The sequence below is a fragment of the Clostridium sp. AM29-11AC genome, from assembly GCF_003480545.1.
Taxonomy (GTDB): domain Bacteria; phylum Bacillota; class Clostridia; order Lachnospirales; family Lachnospiraceae; genus Otoolea; species Otoolea saccharolyticum_A.
The window spans coordinates 1-15,434 of sequence record NZ_QUJI01000020.1 but is presented as its reverse complement, the minus strand read 5'-3'; the positions used below and the strand labels follow the sequence as shown (position 1 = coordinate 15,434).

Sequence of the window (15,434 nt, the reverse complement as noted above, 5' to 3'; positions counted from 1 at the left end):
GATGGTAACGCTGCTGGAAAAGCTTTTTGTAAAGAAAAAAACGGGGGCTGAGGAGAGACGGGCCTACGGCATATTGTGCGGAGCCCTGGGAATCACCCTGAATATCCTTCTGTTTGCCGGAAAGTACCTGGCAGGAGTGATCAGCGGATCCATTGCCATTATGGCGGACGCCTTCAACAATCTGTCCGATGCCGGCTCTTCCGTTATCACGCTTTTAGGCTTTCAGTTTGCCGGAAGACAGGCAGATGAGGAGCATCCCTTCGGCCACGGAAGGATAGAGTACCTGTCCGGCCTGGCCGTATCCCTGGCAATCATTGTCATGGGAGTGGAACTTCTGAGATCCTCGGTAGAGAAAGTTCTCCACCCGGAGGCTGTGGACACGGGATTTCTGGCAATGGGAATCCTTGTGGTTTCGGTGGCTGTGAAGCTGTACATGAGCTATTATAACAGGAGAATCGGGAAAAAAATTGATTCGGCAGCCATGAAGGCAACGGCGACGGACAGCCTGAGCGACGCCCTGGCTACCTTCGTGGTATTTTTATCCATGATTGTCCTGCGCACGACGGGCATTAACGTGGACGGCTGGTGCGGCGTGCTGGTGGCGGTTTTCATCCTGCGCGCCGGATATGGGGCAGCCAAGGAGACTCTCAACCCGCTTTTAGGCCAGGCGCCGGAGCCGGAGTTTATTGACGAGATCGAAAAAATCGTGCTTTCCAGGCCTGAGATTATCGGAATCCACGATCTGGTGGTGCACGACTACGGTCCGGGTCACAGAATGATTTCCCTCCACGGGGAGGTGGACGGCAGCGGCGATATTTACGCCCTTCACGATGCCATTGACAGCGCGGAGATGGAGCTTCATGAGTGCCTTGGCTGTGAGGCGGTGATCCACATGGATCCGGTGAATCTGAAGGATCCTGAGATGAAGGAGAAGAGGGCTGCCACGGAGGCTCTGGTAAAGGAGATAGACAGCCGGCTTACTATCCATGACTTCCGCCTGGTACATGGAGGAGGGGTGACAAAGATTCTGTTTGACGTGGTAGTCCCCTTTGAGATGAAGATGCCTGAGGAGGAACTGAAGGCCAGAATTCAGGACAGTGTGAGCCGGACCATGGAGAACTGCGCGGCGCTGATCAATGTGGATCATTCCTATGTTTAGGCAGGAATTTCCGCTTTATGGATATTATGGATGAGCCGGCAGCTCGCTGAGACGGCAGAGAGATGATGCAGAGAGTAGAGGGATATACATATGAGGAAAAGAAAAACAGCGCTGGCTGCGGCAATAGCCGGGCTCTGTCTGTTTGCTGCCGGATGCCAGAACCAGACAAAGCCGGCGGCTGTTCAGTCTTCTGAGGCGGAGAGTGGAAGTGAGAGTACTGTTCCGGCTGAGGAGGAGAGCACGGACGGCAGTGAGGAGACGCTGGAGAGCCAGACAGCTCAGGAGGAGAGCCGGGATGAAACGGAGGAGGCAGAAACAGAAAACGGTGAAGAGGGAGAGGGGGAGGATGAACCTCTCCATGAGATAGTCGTTGCCACAGACATCCACTATCTTGCAGAGGAGCTGGCGGGAAAACGCTGCCAGAGCTTCGTCCAGATGACCTACGGAAGCGATGGCCGAGTTCTTCTGTATGGCTGGGAGGTGATGGACGCCTTTGTGGAGGATATGAAGGAAAAAAGTCCGGATCTGGTGGTTCTGAGCGGGGATCTGACATTGAACGGGGAGAGAGCCAGTCATGAGGAGCTGGCGTCCATTCTGAGGGAGCTGGACAGGGGGGACATTCCTGTGCTGGTCGTCCCTGGAAACCATGATATTAATAATCCCAACGCCCGCCGGTTTTCGGGCACACAGTCCTATCTGGTAGAAAGTGTCAGCCCGGAGGAATTTGCGGATATCTACGCAGACTTTGGCTATGTGGCTGCCGACAGCAGAGATCCCTCCTCTCTGAGCTATCTCTATAAGGTGGATGACAGCCTGTGGCTTCTGATGCTGGACTCCTGCCAGTATGATCCGGCCAATCTGACAGGGGGAATGATCCAGAACGGAACCTACCGGTGGATGGAGCCAATTCTCTATGAGGCGTGGGAGAATGACACGGAGGTAATAACGGTTACCCACCACAACCTGCTGGAGCAGAGCGGAGTCAGCGATGCCTTTTACGATGACTGCACTATTGAACACAATGAGGAGCTTCTGCAGATGCTCTCTGACAATGAGGTGAGGCTCCATCTGAGCGGCCATCTCCACCTGCAGCATTATATGGAGGAGGATGGAGTGACAGAGGTGGTGACTGGCTCCCTCGTCATGGCGCCGTGCGGATACGGGGTGGTGGAGCTGTACGAGGACGGCTCCATTACCTACCATACCCAGCCGGTTAATGTGGAAAAGTGGGCCAGGGAGAATTCCTACAAAAACAGAGATCTGGCTGACTTCTTTGACTACAGTGAAGATTTTCTGAGGGAGATCTCCTACAGTCATGCGGTAAGAGATCTGGAAAAACAGAACAGACAGGGAGTTTTAAATCTCTCTGAAGACGAGATTCAGGAGATGGCCCGGTTTTACGCAAAGCTCTGCGTATATTATTACGGCGGGCGGATGTATGAGATCCGGGATGAGGTGGAACACGATCCGGCCAGGGAGCTGTGGGACAGATACCAGTACGCCAGTGATCTGAGTGATTTCCTTCAGAGGATCCTGGAGGATGACGCGAAGGACTTCGGGAGACTGTATCTGGAGGAGTAGAAGTGAACTGCAGGCTGAAACCGGCAAACAGCGGGACAAAAGAATGAGACAGGAGGAAACGCCATGAGAGAAAAATCACAGCTTACCACGCTCTGCTATATAGAGAAGGACGGGAAGTATCTGATGCTTCACCGGGTAAAGAAGGAGAAGGATGTCAACAAGGACAAGTGGATTGGCATTGGAGGCCATTTCGAGGAAGGTGAAAGCCCGGAGGAATGTCTGCTCAGGGAGGCGAAGGAGGAGACAGGCCTGACGCTGCTGTCCTGGCAGTTCAGAGGCATTGTGACATTTATCGCTGATGGATGGCCCACAGAATATATGTGCCTGTACACAGCCGACGCATTCGAGGGAGAATTAAGAGAGTGCAGCGAGGGAACACTGGAATGGGTGAAGAAAGAGGAGCTTGATAAGCTCAATCTCTGGGAGGGAGACAGGATCTTTTTCGGACTCCTTGCAGAGGAACGGCCGTTTTTTTCACTGAAGCTCAGGTATGAGGGAGATCATCTGGCAGAATGGAGTCTTGACGGAGAGAGGAAAAAAGGATGATAGGAACTTTTGTAAATGCAGGCACAATTTTGGCAGGAAGCCTGATAGGAAGTGTGGTAAACAGGGGGATTAAGGACGAATACCAGGGAGCCATGTTCAACGCTATGGGTCTGGCCGCCGTGATGCTGGGCGTCAACTCGGCGGTGAGCCATATGCCGGAGAGCAGATATCCGGTGCTGTTTATCGCAAGTCTGGCGGCAGGAAGCCTTCTGGGGACGATCCTGGATCTGGACGGCAGGTTTAAGAAACTGACAGGAGTGCTTCGCTTTGGCTCCTCCAATCTGGGGGAAGGCCTTTCCACTGCAATCCTTCTGTTCTGCATCGGAACCATGTCTATCGTAGGGCCTATCGAGAGCGCGGTAAATGGAAACCACACCTATCTCTTCACCAATGCTACACTGGATTTCGTCTCTTCCATTGTCCTGGCATCTACCTATGGGATCGGGATTGCTCTGGCAGCTCCTGTGCTGTTTTGCTGGCAGGGGGCCATTTATATGGGTGCCAGCTTTCTGGCAGGCTTTCTCTCAGAGCCGCTGATGGCGGAAATCTCCATCGTGGGCGGAGTCCTGATTGCCACCTCCGGCCTCTCGATCTTAAATATAAAAGACTGTAAAACCATGAATATGCTGCCGTCCCTCCTGGTTCCTCCCCTCTGGTTCCTCCTTGCGGGAGTTCTGGGACTGGGCTGACAGGCAGCTCAGGGGCGCTCCGGAAGGATGCTCAGGACAGACGGGAGAGGAATACAGAAGAAGGAAGCAGCAGAAACAGCAGAAAGAAACAGGAGAAGCAGCAGAAGCAGCGACAGAAGATACAGACGAAAAGGAGTCAGGCTATATGGCAGAACATATGGACAGGCATAGAGAAGAAGACAGGATAGAGGCTGTCATTTTTGACATGGACGGGCTGATGTTCGACACAGAGCGCCTCTATGCGGACTGCTGGATTCAGGCCGGCAGGGAATTCGGAGTGGAGATCGGGGAAGAATATCTGAGTAAGGTCAGAGGCAGTTCGGCGAAGGAGGCAGGGGAAATATTCAGACGCTTTTTCGGAGAACAGCCGGATTTCTGGGAAGTAAGGAAGAGAAGGACGGAGCTGGCAAAACAGGCGGTAAGAGAGCGGGGAGTGCCTGTTAAGCCGGGGTTAGAGAAGCTTCTGCTCTATTTAAAGAAGCACGGGTATCGGATCGCCCTCGGCACATCCACAGAGTCCGGGAGGGCCCTTATGTACCTGGAACACGCCGGCGTGAAGGGATATTTTGACGCCTTCGCCTGTGGGGAGATGGTGGAGAAGGGAAAACCTGATCCGGGAATCTTCCTCCTGGCCGCCAGACTTTTGGGATGCGCGCCGGAGCGCTGCGCCGTGCTGGAGGACAGCTTTAACGGAATCCGCGCGGCCAAGGCGGGCGGATTTATCCCTGTCATGATCCCGGACATTACACAGCCGGACGGGGAGATTGAAAAGCTGCTGGCAGGCAGGTACGAAAGCCTCGATGCAGCGATTGAGTTTTTTGCTGCCCGGGAGGGGAGGATACAGGATGGGATTTAAGCTGCTCTATGAGCAAAAGAACGGTACGGCGAAAATACTGAGATGTTTCGGTGAGGCAGAGGAAATTTCCCTGCCTGCTTTTGTGCACGGCTGTCCGGTGACTGAGATTGGAGATTATATCTTTTCGGCAGGCATGAGGACGGAGCCCTTCGGATATCTGTGGGAGGAGGGCTGCCAAAAGCTTCCGGTCAGAAAGACGGCCGCCTCAGAGCTTGGTCCGGCCTTCTGCGGGGACAGGGTTCGGGAGATTTCCCTGCCGCCTGAGCTTTTGCGGATCGGACGGTATGCGTTCTACAACTGCGACGGGCTTCGCAGGCTTCAGTTTTCCTCAGGGATCCGCGACATAGGGGCAGGTGCTTTTAACGGGTGCAGGAAGATTGAGGAGCTGACGGTGACGGAAAACAGGGAGGAAAAATCCTGTCTGAAGGAGATCCTGTCAGAGCTGAATGAGACGGTGGCTGTACACTATCTGTTGACGGGACCTGATAAAGACAGGCCCGGCTCTGCTCCTGTGGGGGAAGAAAACCGGGCGGAGCTTCTGTTTCCAGCCTTCTACGAGGAGGCGGTGGAAAATACGCCTGCCAGAATTACAGAAACCCATGTCCATGGCTGCGGACACCGGTACAGATACTGCTTTCAAAATACCAGGTTCCAGTTTGCAGAGTATGACAGCCTGTTTCCCTACATGAAGGCGCAGGAAAACGTAAAAGAAGCCGTCAGGCTGGCGGTGGGAAGACTTCGCTTTCCCATGGAGCTGTCAGAAAAAGCCAGGTGCAGCTACAGGGCGTATCTTCTGGAACATCTGGAAGAGACGGCCGAATATATCTGCTCCCTTCAGGATGTGTCTGAATGGAGATGGCTTGTAAATGAATGTTTTGGGATAATAAAGGTTGAGCACGCCGCTGCGGGTTGGTTGGGGAATGAGGGTTTGGCAGGGCGTGCTCACGAGGAATATTCAAATATAAAGGAACCGGCTCTTGATAAAACCGGATTTGATAAGCTGATTCATACTGCCGTCCGCCGCAGTCAGACGGAAGCGGTAAGCTTTCTGATGGATGCAGGCCGCAGAGCCTTCCCACCGAAGCGCAAAAAATTTGAACTGTAGGGCAGAAGTTTATGAAATCTTGATGAACTTTTGCTCTATGGCTTGATTATATACCAGGCTTGGTATATAATCAAATTCATATAGGAAAATAATTATTATTAATTTTTGATTATAGGAGAAAGCATGTTTGACGGAAAAGAATATGTATACGCGGTTTATGAGGAAAAGAGCTTTTCCAAGGCCGCGCAGAAGCTCTACATCACTCAGCCGGCTTTGAGCACCGCCATCAAAAAGGTGGAGAAAAAGATTGGAAGCCCTATTTTTGACAGGAGCACCTCTCCCATCGGTCTTACGCCCAGCGGCGAGGTCTATATTGACGCCATTGAAAAGCTGTTCGCTCTGGAGCAGAACACCATCAACCAACTCAACAATCTGAACGGCCTTCTGGCCGGAAAGCTCACTATCGGCGGCACGGTTTTTTTGACTTCCTACATTCTGCCGGGCCTTCTGGCGGAGTTTTCCAGGAAATATCCTCAGATTAAAATTGAACTGGTGGAGGGAACCACCTCCCAGCTGACGGACAAGCTGCTGTCAGAGGAGATCGATCTTCTCATAGACAATTCGGAGATGGACGACAAAAATTATGAAAAGTATTACTACAGCACGGAACGGATTATTCTGGCTGTTCCGGCCGGGTTTGAGATCAACGAAGAGCTCAGGCAGTATCAGATCTCGAGAGATGCCATTGAGACGAGAGCGTACCAGTCAGAGGAAATGCCCGCGCTGCCTCTTCCCCTGCTGAAAAAAACGCCGTTTATCTTCCTGAAGGAAGAAAACAGCATTTATAAGAGAGGAGTAAAAATGTGCAGCCGGCAGAACTTTACTCCCAATATTATCCTGAAGCCGGATCAGGTCATCACAGCCTTTAACATGGCAAGCAAGGGCGTGGGGGCCACCTTTATCCCGGATGCCCTGGTCAGCAGCGTGCCCTACGATGTGCCTCTGTGCTATTATAAGATGGACGACGATCTGGCCATCAGAAATGTATATTTTTATAAAAAGCGCAACAAATATATGACAAAGGCCATGGAAGAGTTTCTGAAGGTGACGGCAGGAGACGGAGAGCTGAAGCCCGTTCCCGTGCCGGAAAAGCCCTGCGGTGCAGCCGGAAGAGCCTCCCGGCAGGAATAAATGGCAGGAAGCCGCAAAACGCCAGGCTGGGAGACCGGCAGATAGAAACGTTGCAGGAAAACGGCACAGGAGGAGACGGCGATGGAAAAATCCCCGATTGTCTGGGAGCAGGAGAAGGCAGAGGCGCTGACAGGCGTCTGCACCGATATTTTGAAGAATGCCAGAAATGAGCTGTACCTGAACATGAGATTTCTGGACGTGGCCTTAAGCTCCCTTCTGTTTTCACCGGACTTTAAGGCTGAGGGAATCGGAACGGACGGGTTTGTGCTCAGGTACAATCCAAACAGGCTTTCAGAGCTTTTTAGAAAAGGGAGGGTTTATGTAAACCGTGCCTATCTTCATATGATTTTTCACTGCCTGTTTGTCCATATGGACACCAGAGGAAGGAGAGCAAAGCCGTACTGGGATCTGGCCTGCGACATTGCGGTGGAATCCATGATTGACGGACTTCTGATCAGGGCCCTGAGAGTTCCTCCTTCCCCGGCCAGGCGGGAGCTGTACCAGCGCATTCAGGGAAAGATTCCCGTTATAACGGCCCAGGCGGTTTACGCATTTCTTCAGAAGGAAGGGCTGACGGAGGGGCGGTATCTGAGCCTTGCCCGGGAATTTTACGTGGACAGCCACGCGCTCTGGGAGGATGAGAAAAACAGGAAACCCAGGGCCCAGGAGAGAAAAAACAGGTGGGATGACATCCGACAGAGCATGGAGACAGAGATGGAAACCTTCTCAAAGCTGGCCTCCGACAAGGCGGGAGACCTGCTTGAGCAGGTAAAAATCGAGAACAGAGGCCGGGTGAACTACCGGGAATTTTTAAGAAAATTTTCCGTCATGCGGGAAACCATGCAGGTGGATACGGATGCTTTTGACTATATTTATTACGATTACGGGCTGAGAACCTACGGGAACATGCCCCTGATTGAGCCCCTTGAGACAAAGGAAATCAAGAAGATAGAGGAGTTTGCCATCGTCATTGACACCTCTATGTCCTGCTCCGGGGAGCTGGTGCACAGGTTTCTGACAGAGACCTACAGCGTGCTGTCGGAGGCAGAGAGCTTCTTTACCAGCGTGAATATCCACATTATCCAGTGCGATGAAAAGGTACAGAGCGATAAGCGGATTGCAGACAGAAAGGAGCTTTCCGACTATATGGAGCATATGGAGCTTCGGGGCCAGGGAGGGACAGATTTCCGGCCTGCCTTTGAATATGTGGATCAGCTCATTGCGGAAAAGCAGTTTACGAATCTGAAGGGGCTTATCTATTTTACAGACGGATACGGAATGTTTCCTGTAAAGATGCCGGCCTATGAGACGGCCTTTGTCTTTATGAGGGAGGACTACAGCGACGCGGATGTGCCGCCCTGGGCGATCAAGGTGATCCTGGGGCCGGAGGAGATAGAAGCGTCTGAGGAGATATAGAAGGAGCGTACAGCCTATGAGAAGAAATGACAGGGAAATTACAGATTTAAGGGAGATCCTCCGGCTGATGGATCGCTGCGACGTGGTGAATCTGGCCTTTGCGGACAATGGAGAGCCGTATGTGGTTCCGGTAAATTTCGGCTATGTGAGCGACGGGGAGACGAAGGTTGTCCTCTATTTTCACGGGGCCAGGGAGGGGAGGAAGGCATCTCTCGCCGAAAAGACAGGGAGGGCAGCGTTTTCCATGTACGCTTCCCACACACTGGAGCTTGCAGGAGAGGGAGAGCCTGCCTGCCGCTCCACTATGAAGTACAGCAGCGTGTGCGGTGTGGGAAGCATCGAGCTGGTTGAGGACAGGGAGGAAAAACGCCTGGGCCTGAATGCCATTATGGGACAGTACAGCGAGCCGGATGAGCAGGGCTTTTCCTTTGAAGAGGCTTCCGTGGACGCAGTGGCCGTTTGGCGGCTTACGGTGGAGGAAATCCACGGAAAGAGCAGCAGAAAACAGGCATGACCTTCAAAAGGAGCAGACAGAAACGATGAATATTAAACGCGCAAAGCAGGAGATAAAGAACTGTATTGAGGCCTACCTTCTGAAAAATGAGAGAGGGGAATACGTGCTTCCGGCTGTCCGGCAGAGACCTCTGTTTTTGATTGGGCCGCCGGGAATCGGGAAAACCCAGATCATGGAGCAGGTGGCCAGGGAGTGCCAGGTGGGGCTTGTGTCCTACACCATCACCCACCACACCAGGCAGAGCGCCATCGGTCTTCCGTTTATTGAAAAAAAGCAGTACGGAGGCAGAGAGTATGCGGTGACAGAGTACACCATGAGCGAGATTGTAGCCTCGATCTACAACCAGATCGAGGAGACCGGGCTTAAGGAGGGAATCCTCTTTATCGATGAGATCAACTGCGTGTCAGAAACCCTGGCGCCCACCATGCTTCAGTTCTTACAGTGCAAGACCTTTGGAAACCACAGGATTCCGGAGGGCTTTATTATTGTAACTGCAGGGAATCCGCCGGAGTACAATAAATCTGTGCGGGAGTTTGACATAGCCACTCTTGACCGTATCCGACGGATCGAGGTGGAGGCAGATTTTGAGGTGTGGAAGGAATATGCCGCAGATATGGCAGTCCACCCGGCGGTGATCTCCTATCTGGAGGCCAGGAAGGAAAACTTTTACCGCATTGAGTCAACTGTGTCCGGAAAGCAGTTTGCCACTCCCAGAGGATGGGAGGATCTGGCCCGGCTGATGGAAGTTTATGAGAAGCTGGGAAGGAAGGTTGACAGAGAGGCAGTGGTGCAGTATATTGAAAATCCCGGGATTGCCAGGGACTTTGCGGCCTACCTGGAGCTGTATTATAAGTACAGGACGGATTATCAGATAGACGTGCTGCTGTCGGGAAAGGTGCCGGAGCGCGTATACGAAAAGCTTTCAAGGGCTGCCTTTGACGAGAGGTTAAGCGTGGTAAATCTGATTCTGGCATATCTGAACGGAAGATTCAGGGAGGCAGAGGACAGGGAGACATATCTGTCTGTTCTCCTGGAAGAGCTGAAGAAATTCCGGGATGGCCAGGTACCGGAGAGTGAGCAGGACAAAGAGGAAACACAGAAAGGCAGAGAGAACCACAGTCAGACTGCAGGAGGAGAGAAAAGGGCATCCGAGCTGCTTGGATTTCTCTCAGAGGAACTGGATCGAAATACAGGCTGGAAGAAGAAGGCAGGTTTTCTGGACAGGCGGGAGGAGTACACGCTGCTTTCGGTCTCTGACCGGCTGAGATTCTACGGCTCCATACTCGAGAAGGAGGAGTTAACCGGCAGAAATGAGGGCTTTTCGCGTGTGCGGGAGCTGTTTTCGCAGGAGCGGGACAGTTATGAGTCCTTCTGCCAGGAAACGCTGGAAATGCTGGAGAGAGCCTTTGATTTTCTGGAGGCTGCATTCGGCGACAGCCAGGAAATGGTTATTTTCGTCACAGGGCTGACTACGGGAAAGAGCAGCGTGCGCTTCCTGCAGGAAAATGAGTGTGAAAGATATTACGAGTACAACAGACGGCTGCTGTTCGAAAACCAGGAGAACAGCCTGCTGGAGCAGCTTGACAGCCTGAGCAGGCAGTTCCCTCTGCAGTAAGAAAAACATAGGAAATGATACGATGAATGAAGGAAAAGACAGGCAGCAGTTTGTGAGAGCGCTCATTTATCTGGGGGAGATTGCCATTCTCATTGCTGCGGTAGCGCTCGCAGTCCGGTTTCTGCCGGGCCAAAAGGGAGGGGGAGATGACGGCGGGACAGAAGCTTCAGGGGAAACAGGGCCTCTCACAGAGCTGACAGAGCCGGCAGAGACGGATAGGGAGCTTCCGAAGGAGACGGAGGAAGTACAGGAGCCCGGGACAGAAGAGGTTTTTTGGGAAGAACAGTGGAAACCGGCCCACCAGACAGAGGAGGAACCGGGCGAGCCTCCCTATGAACCGCCGTTTTTTATTGTAGCTTCTGATATTCATTACCAGTCGCCGAAGATGACAGACTTTGTCGGGGAGGCCTTCTGCCAGTTTGTCAGGTGGGACGACGGAAAGGTGATTCCGTATCTGGACACAATCACAGATGCATTTCTCGAAGAGGCGGCAGAAAAACAGCCGGATGCTCTGATTCTAAGCGGTGATCTGACACAGAACGGGGAGCTTGTGAACCATGAGGAGCTGGCAGAAAAGCTGCGAAAAGTGGAGGAACAGGGGGTCCCGGTGCTTGTGATACCGGGAAACCATGACATTAACCACCCTGAGGCGTCTTATTTTGAGGGGGCAGAGAGAAAGAAGGCTGACAATATAACCGCCGATGATTTTTATTCCATCTACCGGGAATTCGGATATGACGAGGCCATGGATCGGGACGAGGCCTCTCTGAGCTACATGTACCGGGTGGATGACAGGTACTGGCTGATGATGCTGGATTCCTGTCAGTATGATCCGGAGAATAAGATTGGGGGCAGGATAAGGAAGGAGACGCTGGCCTGGATGAGCGGGTGGCTTGAGAAGGCCAGGGAGGAGAATGTCCTGGTGATTCCCATTGCCCACCACAATCTGCTGAAGGAAAGCACCCTCTATCCTGAGGACTGTACGCTGGAAAATTCCAGTCAGGCGGCAGAGCTCCTGGAGAGCTATGGGCTTCCCGTTTACATAAGCGGTCATCTTCACCTTCAGAGGATTAAAAAAAATATAAACGGCGGCCCGTCTCAGACAGAACCGCTTTACGGAATCTATGAGATTGTGTCAGATTCTATGGCTATTCCTCCCTGCCAGTACGGGGAGCTGAGATGGCAGGAGGACGGGAGCTTTGACTATCGAACCTGCCGGATCGATGTGGAGAGCTGGGCCAGGGATCACGGGATTACGGATGAGAACCTGCTCAATTTTAAGCAGTACAGCGAGGACTTTCTGGTGGAAACCATTCAAAGCCAGGTTTACGGCCAGCTCTCAGGGATTCCCAATGACAGAAAGTTCCATATGGCCAAGCTGTACGGCCAGCTCAACAGCGCCTACTGCGCGGGGACTCCCGTAAACAGGAGAGGCGTGAAGGAAAACCAGATGTATTTCTACTGGGAGAGGTACCTGGGTACGAGCGCATGGTATGATCAGATGCAGGCCATTTTAAAGGATGTAGGCCGGGACAATAATTCCCTCAGCCTGAAAGCCGGAGCAGATTTCCCGTATCAGTACAGGGAAGAGAAGGACAGCAGTCTGGCTGGGGGCGAAGAGGGGGAGATATCCGGTGCGCAGGCAGCTGAGGAACCAGAACCCCAGTCTGAGGCGCCAGAGAAAGATGACGCCTCCGGTCCCGCGGGAGAGACTAAGCAGTAAAGGTCTGAGAGCCCAAGGTCAGACAGAACTGGAAAATAGATTAAAGGAGAACAGAAAAATGAAATACGAGGGAATTGTTTACCGTCCGCCCAGCGAGGCGAGAAGCCTGATTGTGCAGGTGACCATCGGATGTGCCCACAATACGTGCACCTTCTGCAACATGTACAAGGCAAAGGATTTCCGTGTCAGAAGCATGGATGAGATTATGGAGGATCTGAGAGAGGCCCATGACGGCTACGGAGCGTATGTGCAGAAGGTATTTCTGGCAGACGGCGATGCGCTGGTGCTTCAGACAGAGAATCTCCTTGCCATTTTAGATGCAGTGAGAGAGCTGTTCCCCAACTGCGTGAGAGTGGCATCCTACGGCACAGCCCAAGATATCCTCAGAAAATCTGAGGAGGAGTTAAGGCAGCTGAAGGAGGCGGGGCTTGGCATTGTGTATGTGGGAGCCGAGTCCGGAGATGATGAAATCTTAAGGGAAATCAACAAAGGAGTAACGGCCCGTGAGCTCAAGGAAGCCGGACAGAAATTGAAGCGCTGCGGCATTCAGACATCTGTGACGCTGATTTCAGGGCTGGGAGGAAGAAAGAAGGTAAAGGAACACGCCCTTGCCTGCGCGGAGCTGATTACGGCTATGAATCCGGAGTATGCCTCTTTCCTGACGCTGCGGCTCTATGAGGGAACTCCCATGTATGAGGATGTAGTGGAGGGACGGTTTGAGAGGATAACTGCCGACGAGATTGTGGATGAAATGAAAATTTTCCTGGAAAATGTGGATTCACCGGGAACAGTATTCCGTACAAACCACGCATCCAACTATGTGGTGCTGGCGGGAACCTTAAATGAGGACATTCCGTCCATGCTTACTCAGCTCGATGAGGCGAAGAGAAACCACCATTACAGAAGATTCAGGGAGACAGGAGATCTGTAGGAAACCGGCGGCCGATCCGGATACTGCATTCGGCAAAAGAAGAAAATCGCGGATGCGAGAAAAGAAGAGAACAAGATCCCTGCTGGAAATACGGAACAGGAGCCGTATGATCCGGCAGGGATCTTTTGCATCACAAAAAGCCGAGCCTCCTTATCTCTCTCAGAATGCAGGAAATGAGAAGGCGGAGATTCAGGATATAAAAGGGAAAACAGAGATGATTTTTTAACGGATTTGGAGTACAGGAAAGAAACTTCAAATCCGTCTGCTTTTTTGGGATATAATCGAATTTTGGATAACATATATAAATTGCAGCCGATGTTAAAATAAATAACAGAAAACGAAATATGAGAGATAGAGGAAGGTACGAATGATTATTCTCGCTTCGATGATTGACGAGCCGGGAGATCTGGTAAAATTTCAAACTCTGTATTCTCTGTACAGCGGCGCCATGTATACGACAGCGTTTAATATACTGGAGAATGCAGACGATGCCGAGGACGCTGTTCAGATATCATCGCTGAAAATTATTAAAAATTTGAACCGACTGGAAATGGAGGAGATACACGACATAAAGACTAAGAGTTTCCTGCTGACCATTGCAAGGAACACTGCTCTTGATATTTGGAGAAAAAGGAAGAAGGAGCCGATTTCTGTGGAAGAGGTTGAAATGGATGGACTTGCGCCAAGCGCAGAGAAGATCTATTTTGATAAGGTTTCCGTAAATAATCTGGCGGAGGCGATTGGCCGTCTGGACGGAATATATCAGGATGTGTTGAGACTTTACTATGTTCATGAGCTGCCGTCAAAAGAGATTGGGAAAATTTTGAATATTAACCATCTGACAGTCAACACCCGGTTAAAGAGAGCCAGAGAAAAGCTTTTTAAGATGCTGAAGGAGGAAGGGGCATGAAAACTAGGGATAAAAAAGATGAAATGATTCTTACCCTGGCCCTTCTGGAACAGATGGAAAATGACGAGGATCTGAAAGCATTTGATGCCTGTGCGGATGAGACAACAGGACAAAGCGGCACAGCAGGCCAGGGAGCAAAGCCGCATGTCTTTTCTGAACGCCATAACCAGAGAATGAAAGAGATTTTTAAAATTGCAGCCAGGGCCGAAAAGCGGAGAAAACGCCGCCGCATCGTTAAGAGGGCCGCCGCAGGCCTTGCGGCCTGCATCTGCGTCAGCACCTGCATGGTATTCTCGTCATCAGCCTTCCGCATTCCAGTGATGAATTTTTTCACAGATGTAAAGGAGAAGTACAGTGAGCTGGTTGTGGACAAGGGAACAAAAACGTATGTGACAAAAAACTTCCAGGAGTATGAGCCGAGGTATGTGCCTAAGGGGTTTAATGTCTCCAGAGTGGTAGAGGAAGAAAATGACTTTAGGATATATTATGTAAATTCGTCTGATAACTGGTACTATTTCGCATGTTATGTAATGCCACATTCAACGTATATTGATACAGAGAAATTAACAATGAAAAAAATTGAAACAAAAGTAGGAGATGTAATGGTTTACGAGAAGGGAAATTATAAACAGGTGATATTGTATAGAGATTCTCATCAGTATTCCGTTATTGGGAATTTAGAATTGGATGAAATGATAAAAATTTTGGAAAGTGTGAAATAAACAGAGAAATTATTTCGTGTATATAGTAAAGAGAATAAAAAGGAGGCTACTATGAAAAAGAGCAAAAGAATTATGTTAGTAGTAATGGCAATTGTTGCAGTAATGGCATGTACATTTACTTCATTTGCCCAGAAAACCATTCAACCCAAATGGTCTTACTTTATAAGTATCATGGGTGATATGGATGTTACAAGCAGCGGAAAAGCAACAGTGATCGCTGATGTGGTGGCAGATCCTACCAAAGTAGATGAGATTAAAGTAGAATGTCGCTTACAACGTTTAGAGGGCTCTACTTGGAAAACCGTTAAATCTTGGACGGAAACCTCAGATGAAGTTGATCCTGGTTCAGTTATGATGGAAAAAACATATTACATCCATGAGGGATACAGCTACCGAGTACAACTTAACACGAAAGCGTATGTAGATGGAGTTGTAAAAGAAAATCTTACTAATAATTTTGATTACGGATACTTTAGCTGAGGCTGTAAAATATTCTGTGTCTATGGGAATGAAACCTTCCAGATAAGAATTCGATA

Annotated in this window: 15 protein-coding genes; all 15 read left to right on the top strand. The window is 50.9% G+C overall.

Going from position 1 to position 15,434, the window contains the following annotated elements; all coding sequences use genetic code 11:
- Position 1 precedes the first annotated feature (1 nt).
- The 15 genes from DW757_RS13515 (at position 2) to DW757_RS13445 (ending at position 15,378) form a co-directional block, all read left to right on the top strand.
- A complete protein-coding gene (locus DW757_RS13515; protein WP_118751964.1) occupies positions 2–1,159 on the top strand; it encodes a cation diffusion facilitator family transporter in 1,158 nt (385 codons plus the stop codon).
- Between the two features lie 90 nt (positions 1,160–1,249).
- On the top strand, positions 1,250–2,740 hold the full coding sequence (locus DW757_RS13510; RefSeq protein WP_118751963.1) for a metallophosphoesterase: 1,491 nt from the start codon (positions 1,250–1,252) through the stop codon (positions 2,738–2,740).
- A 63-nt stretch (positions 2,741–2,803) separates the two neighbouring features.
- Entirely contained in the window at positions 2,804–3,286 is a 483-nt protein-coding gene (locus DW757_RS13505; protein WP_015573390.1) for an 8-oxo-dGTP diphosphatase, read from the top strand.
- Positions 3,283–3,975, top strand: coding sequence for a DUF554 domain-containing protein (locus tag DW757_RS13500; protein WP_118751962.1), 693 nt, complete (start codon positions 3,283–3,285; stop codon positions 3,973–3,975). Before DW757_RS13505 ends, DW757_RS13500 begins: the two co-directional genes overlap by 4 nt.
- 145 nt (positions 3,976–4,120) lie before the next feature.
- Positions 4,121–4,831 carry an HAD family phosphatase gene (locus DW757_RS13495; RefSeq protein WP_147355642.1) on the top strand — a complete coding sequence of 237 codons (711 nt, stop codon included), beginning with the start codon at positions 4,121–4,123 and terminating at the stop codon, positions 4,829–4,831.
- A complete protein-coding gene (locus DW757_RS13490) occupies positions 4,821–5,936 on the top strand; it encodes a leucine-rich repeat domain-containing protein (protein ID WP_118751960.1) in 1,116 nt (371 codons plus the stop codon). Before DW757_RS13495 ends, DW757_RS13490 begins: the two co-directional genes overlap by 11 nt.
- A gap of 123 nt (positions 5,937–6,059) precedes the next feature.
- The gene (locus DW757_RS13485) at positions 6,060–7,067 is read left to right on the top strand and encodes a LysR family transcriptional regulator (RefSeq protein WP_015573393.1); all 1,008 of its coding nucleotides are present in this window, start codon (positions 6,060–6,062) and stop codon (positions 7,065–7,067) included.
- 81 nt (positions 7,068–7,148) lie between these two features.
- Positions 7,149–8,483: a VWA-like domain-containing protein gene (locus tag DW757_RS13480; protein WP_015544243.1), complete on the top strand. Its 1,335-nt coding sequence runs from the start codon at positions 7,149–7,151 to the stop codon at positions 8,481–8,483.
- Between the two features lie 16 nt (positions 8,484–8,499).
- Complete coding sequence (locus tag DW757_RS13475; protein WP_118751959.1) at positions 8,500–8,997, top strand: pyridoxamine 5'-phosphate oxidase family protein; 498 nt, start codon at positions 8,500–8,502, stop codon at positions 8,995–8,997.
- Positions 8,998–9,022: 25 nt separating this feature from the next.
- The gene (locus DW757_RS13470) at positions 9,023–10,612 is read left to right on the top strand and encodes an AAA family ATPase (protein ID WP_118751958.1); all 1,590 of its coding nucleotides are present in this window, start codon (positions 9,023–9,025) and stop codon (positions 10,610–10,612) included.
- Between the two features lie 22 nt (positions 10,613–10,634).
- The gene (locus tag DW757_RS13465) at positions 10,635–12,335 is read left to right on the top strand and encodes a metallophosphoesterase (protein WP_118751957.1); all 1,701 of its coding nucleotides are present in this window, start codon (positions 10,635–10,637) and stop codon (positions 12,333–12,335) included.
- Between the two features lie 58 nt (positions 12,336–12,393).
- Positions 12,394–13,266, top strand: coding sequence for a radical SAM protein (locus DW757_RS13460; protein WP_118751956.1), 873 nt, complete (start codon positions 12,394–12,396; stop codon positions 13,264–13,266).
- A 367-nt stretch (positions 13,267–13,633) separates the two neighbouring features.
- Positions 13,634–14,176, top strand: a complete 543-nt coding sequence (locus DW757_RS13455) for an RNA polymerase sigma factor (protein WP_118751955.1) — start codon at positions 13,634–13,636, stop codon at positions 14,174–14,176.
- Complete coding sequence (locus DW757_RS13450) at positions 14,173–14,898, top strand: DUF4367 domain-containing protein (protein ID WP_118751954.1); 726 nt, start codon at positions 14,173–14,175, stop codon at positions 14,896–14,898. Before DW757_RS13455 ends, DW757_RS13450 begins: the two co-directional genes overlap by 4 nt.
- Before the next feature lie 51 nt (positions 14,899–14,949).
- Positions 14,950–15,378: a hypothetical protein gene (locus DW757_RS13445; protein ID WP_087382729.1), complete on the top strand. Its 429-nt coding sequence runs from the start codon at positions 14,950–14,952 to the stop codon at positions 15,376–15,378.
- Positions 15,379–15,434: the final 56 nt, after the last annotated feature.

Excerpts from the sequence above, each read along its gene's own strand:
- DW757_RS13450 (WP_118751954.1), top strand. The coding sequence starts at position 14,173 with ATGAAAACTAGGGATAAAAAAGATGAAATGATTCTTACCCTGGCCCTT.
- DW757_RS13505 (WP_015573390.1), top strand. The coding sequence starts at position 2,804 with ATGAGAGAAAAATCACAGCTTACCACGCTCTGCTATATAGAGAAGGAC.
- DW757_RS13460 (WP_118751956.1), top strand. The coding sequence starts at position 12,394 with ATGAAATACGAGGGAATTGTTTACCGTCCGCCCAGCGAGGCGAGAAGC.
- DW757_RS13490 (WP_118751960.1), top strand. The coding sequence starts at position 4,821 with ATGGGATTTAAGCTGCTCTATGAGCAAAAGAACGGTACGGCGAAAATA.
- DW757_RS13515 (WP_118751964.1), top strand. The coding sequence starts at position 2 with ATGGTAACGCTGCTGGAAAAGCTTTTTGTAAAGAAAAAAACGGGGGCT.
- DW757_RS13500 (WP_118751962.1), top strand. The coding sequence starts at position 3,283 with ATGATAGGAACTTTTGTAAATGCAGGCACAATTTTGGCAGGAAGCCTG.
- DW757_RS13475 (WP_118751959.1), top strand. The coding sequence starts at position 8,500 with ATGAGAAGAAATGACAGGGAAATTACAGATTTAAGGGAGATCCTCCGG.
- DW757_RS13510 (WP_118751963.1), top strand. The coding sequence starts at position 1,250 with ATGAGGAAAAGAAAAACAGCGCTGGCTGCGGCAATAGCCGGGCTCTGT.
- DW757_RS13445 (WP_087382729.1), top strand. The coding sequence starts at position 14,950 with ATGAAAAAGAGCAAAAGAATTATGTTAGTAGTAATGGCAATTGTTGCA.
- DW757_RS13455 (WP_118751955.1), top strand. The coding sequence starts at position 13,634 with ATGATTATTCTCGCTTCGATGATTGACGAGCCGGGAGATCTGGTAAAA.
- DW757_RS13465 (WP_118751957.1), top strand. The coding sequence starts at position 10,635 with ATGAATGAAGGAAAAGACAGGCAGCAGTTTGTGAGAGCGCTCATTTAT.
- DW757_RS13480 (WP_015544243.1), top strand. The coding sequence starts at position 7,149 with ATGGAAAAATCCCCGATTGTCTGGGAGCAGGAGAAGGCAGAGGCGCTG.
- DW757_RS13485 (WP_015573393.1), top strand. The coding sequence starts at position 6,060 with ATGTTTGACGGAAAAGAATATGTATACGCGGTTTATGAGGAAAAGAGC.
- DW757_RS13495 (WP_147355642.1), top strand. The coding sequence starts at position 4,121 with ATGGCAGAACATATGGACAGGCATAGAGAAGAAGACAGGATAGAGGCT.
- DW757_RS13470 (WP_118751958.1), top strand. The coding sequence starts at position 9,023 with ATGAATATTAAACGCGCAAAGCAGGAGATAAAGAACTGTATTGAGGCC.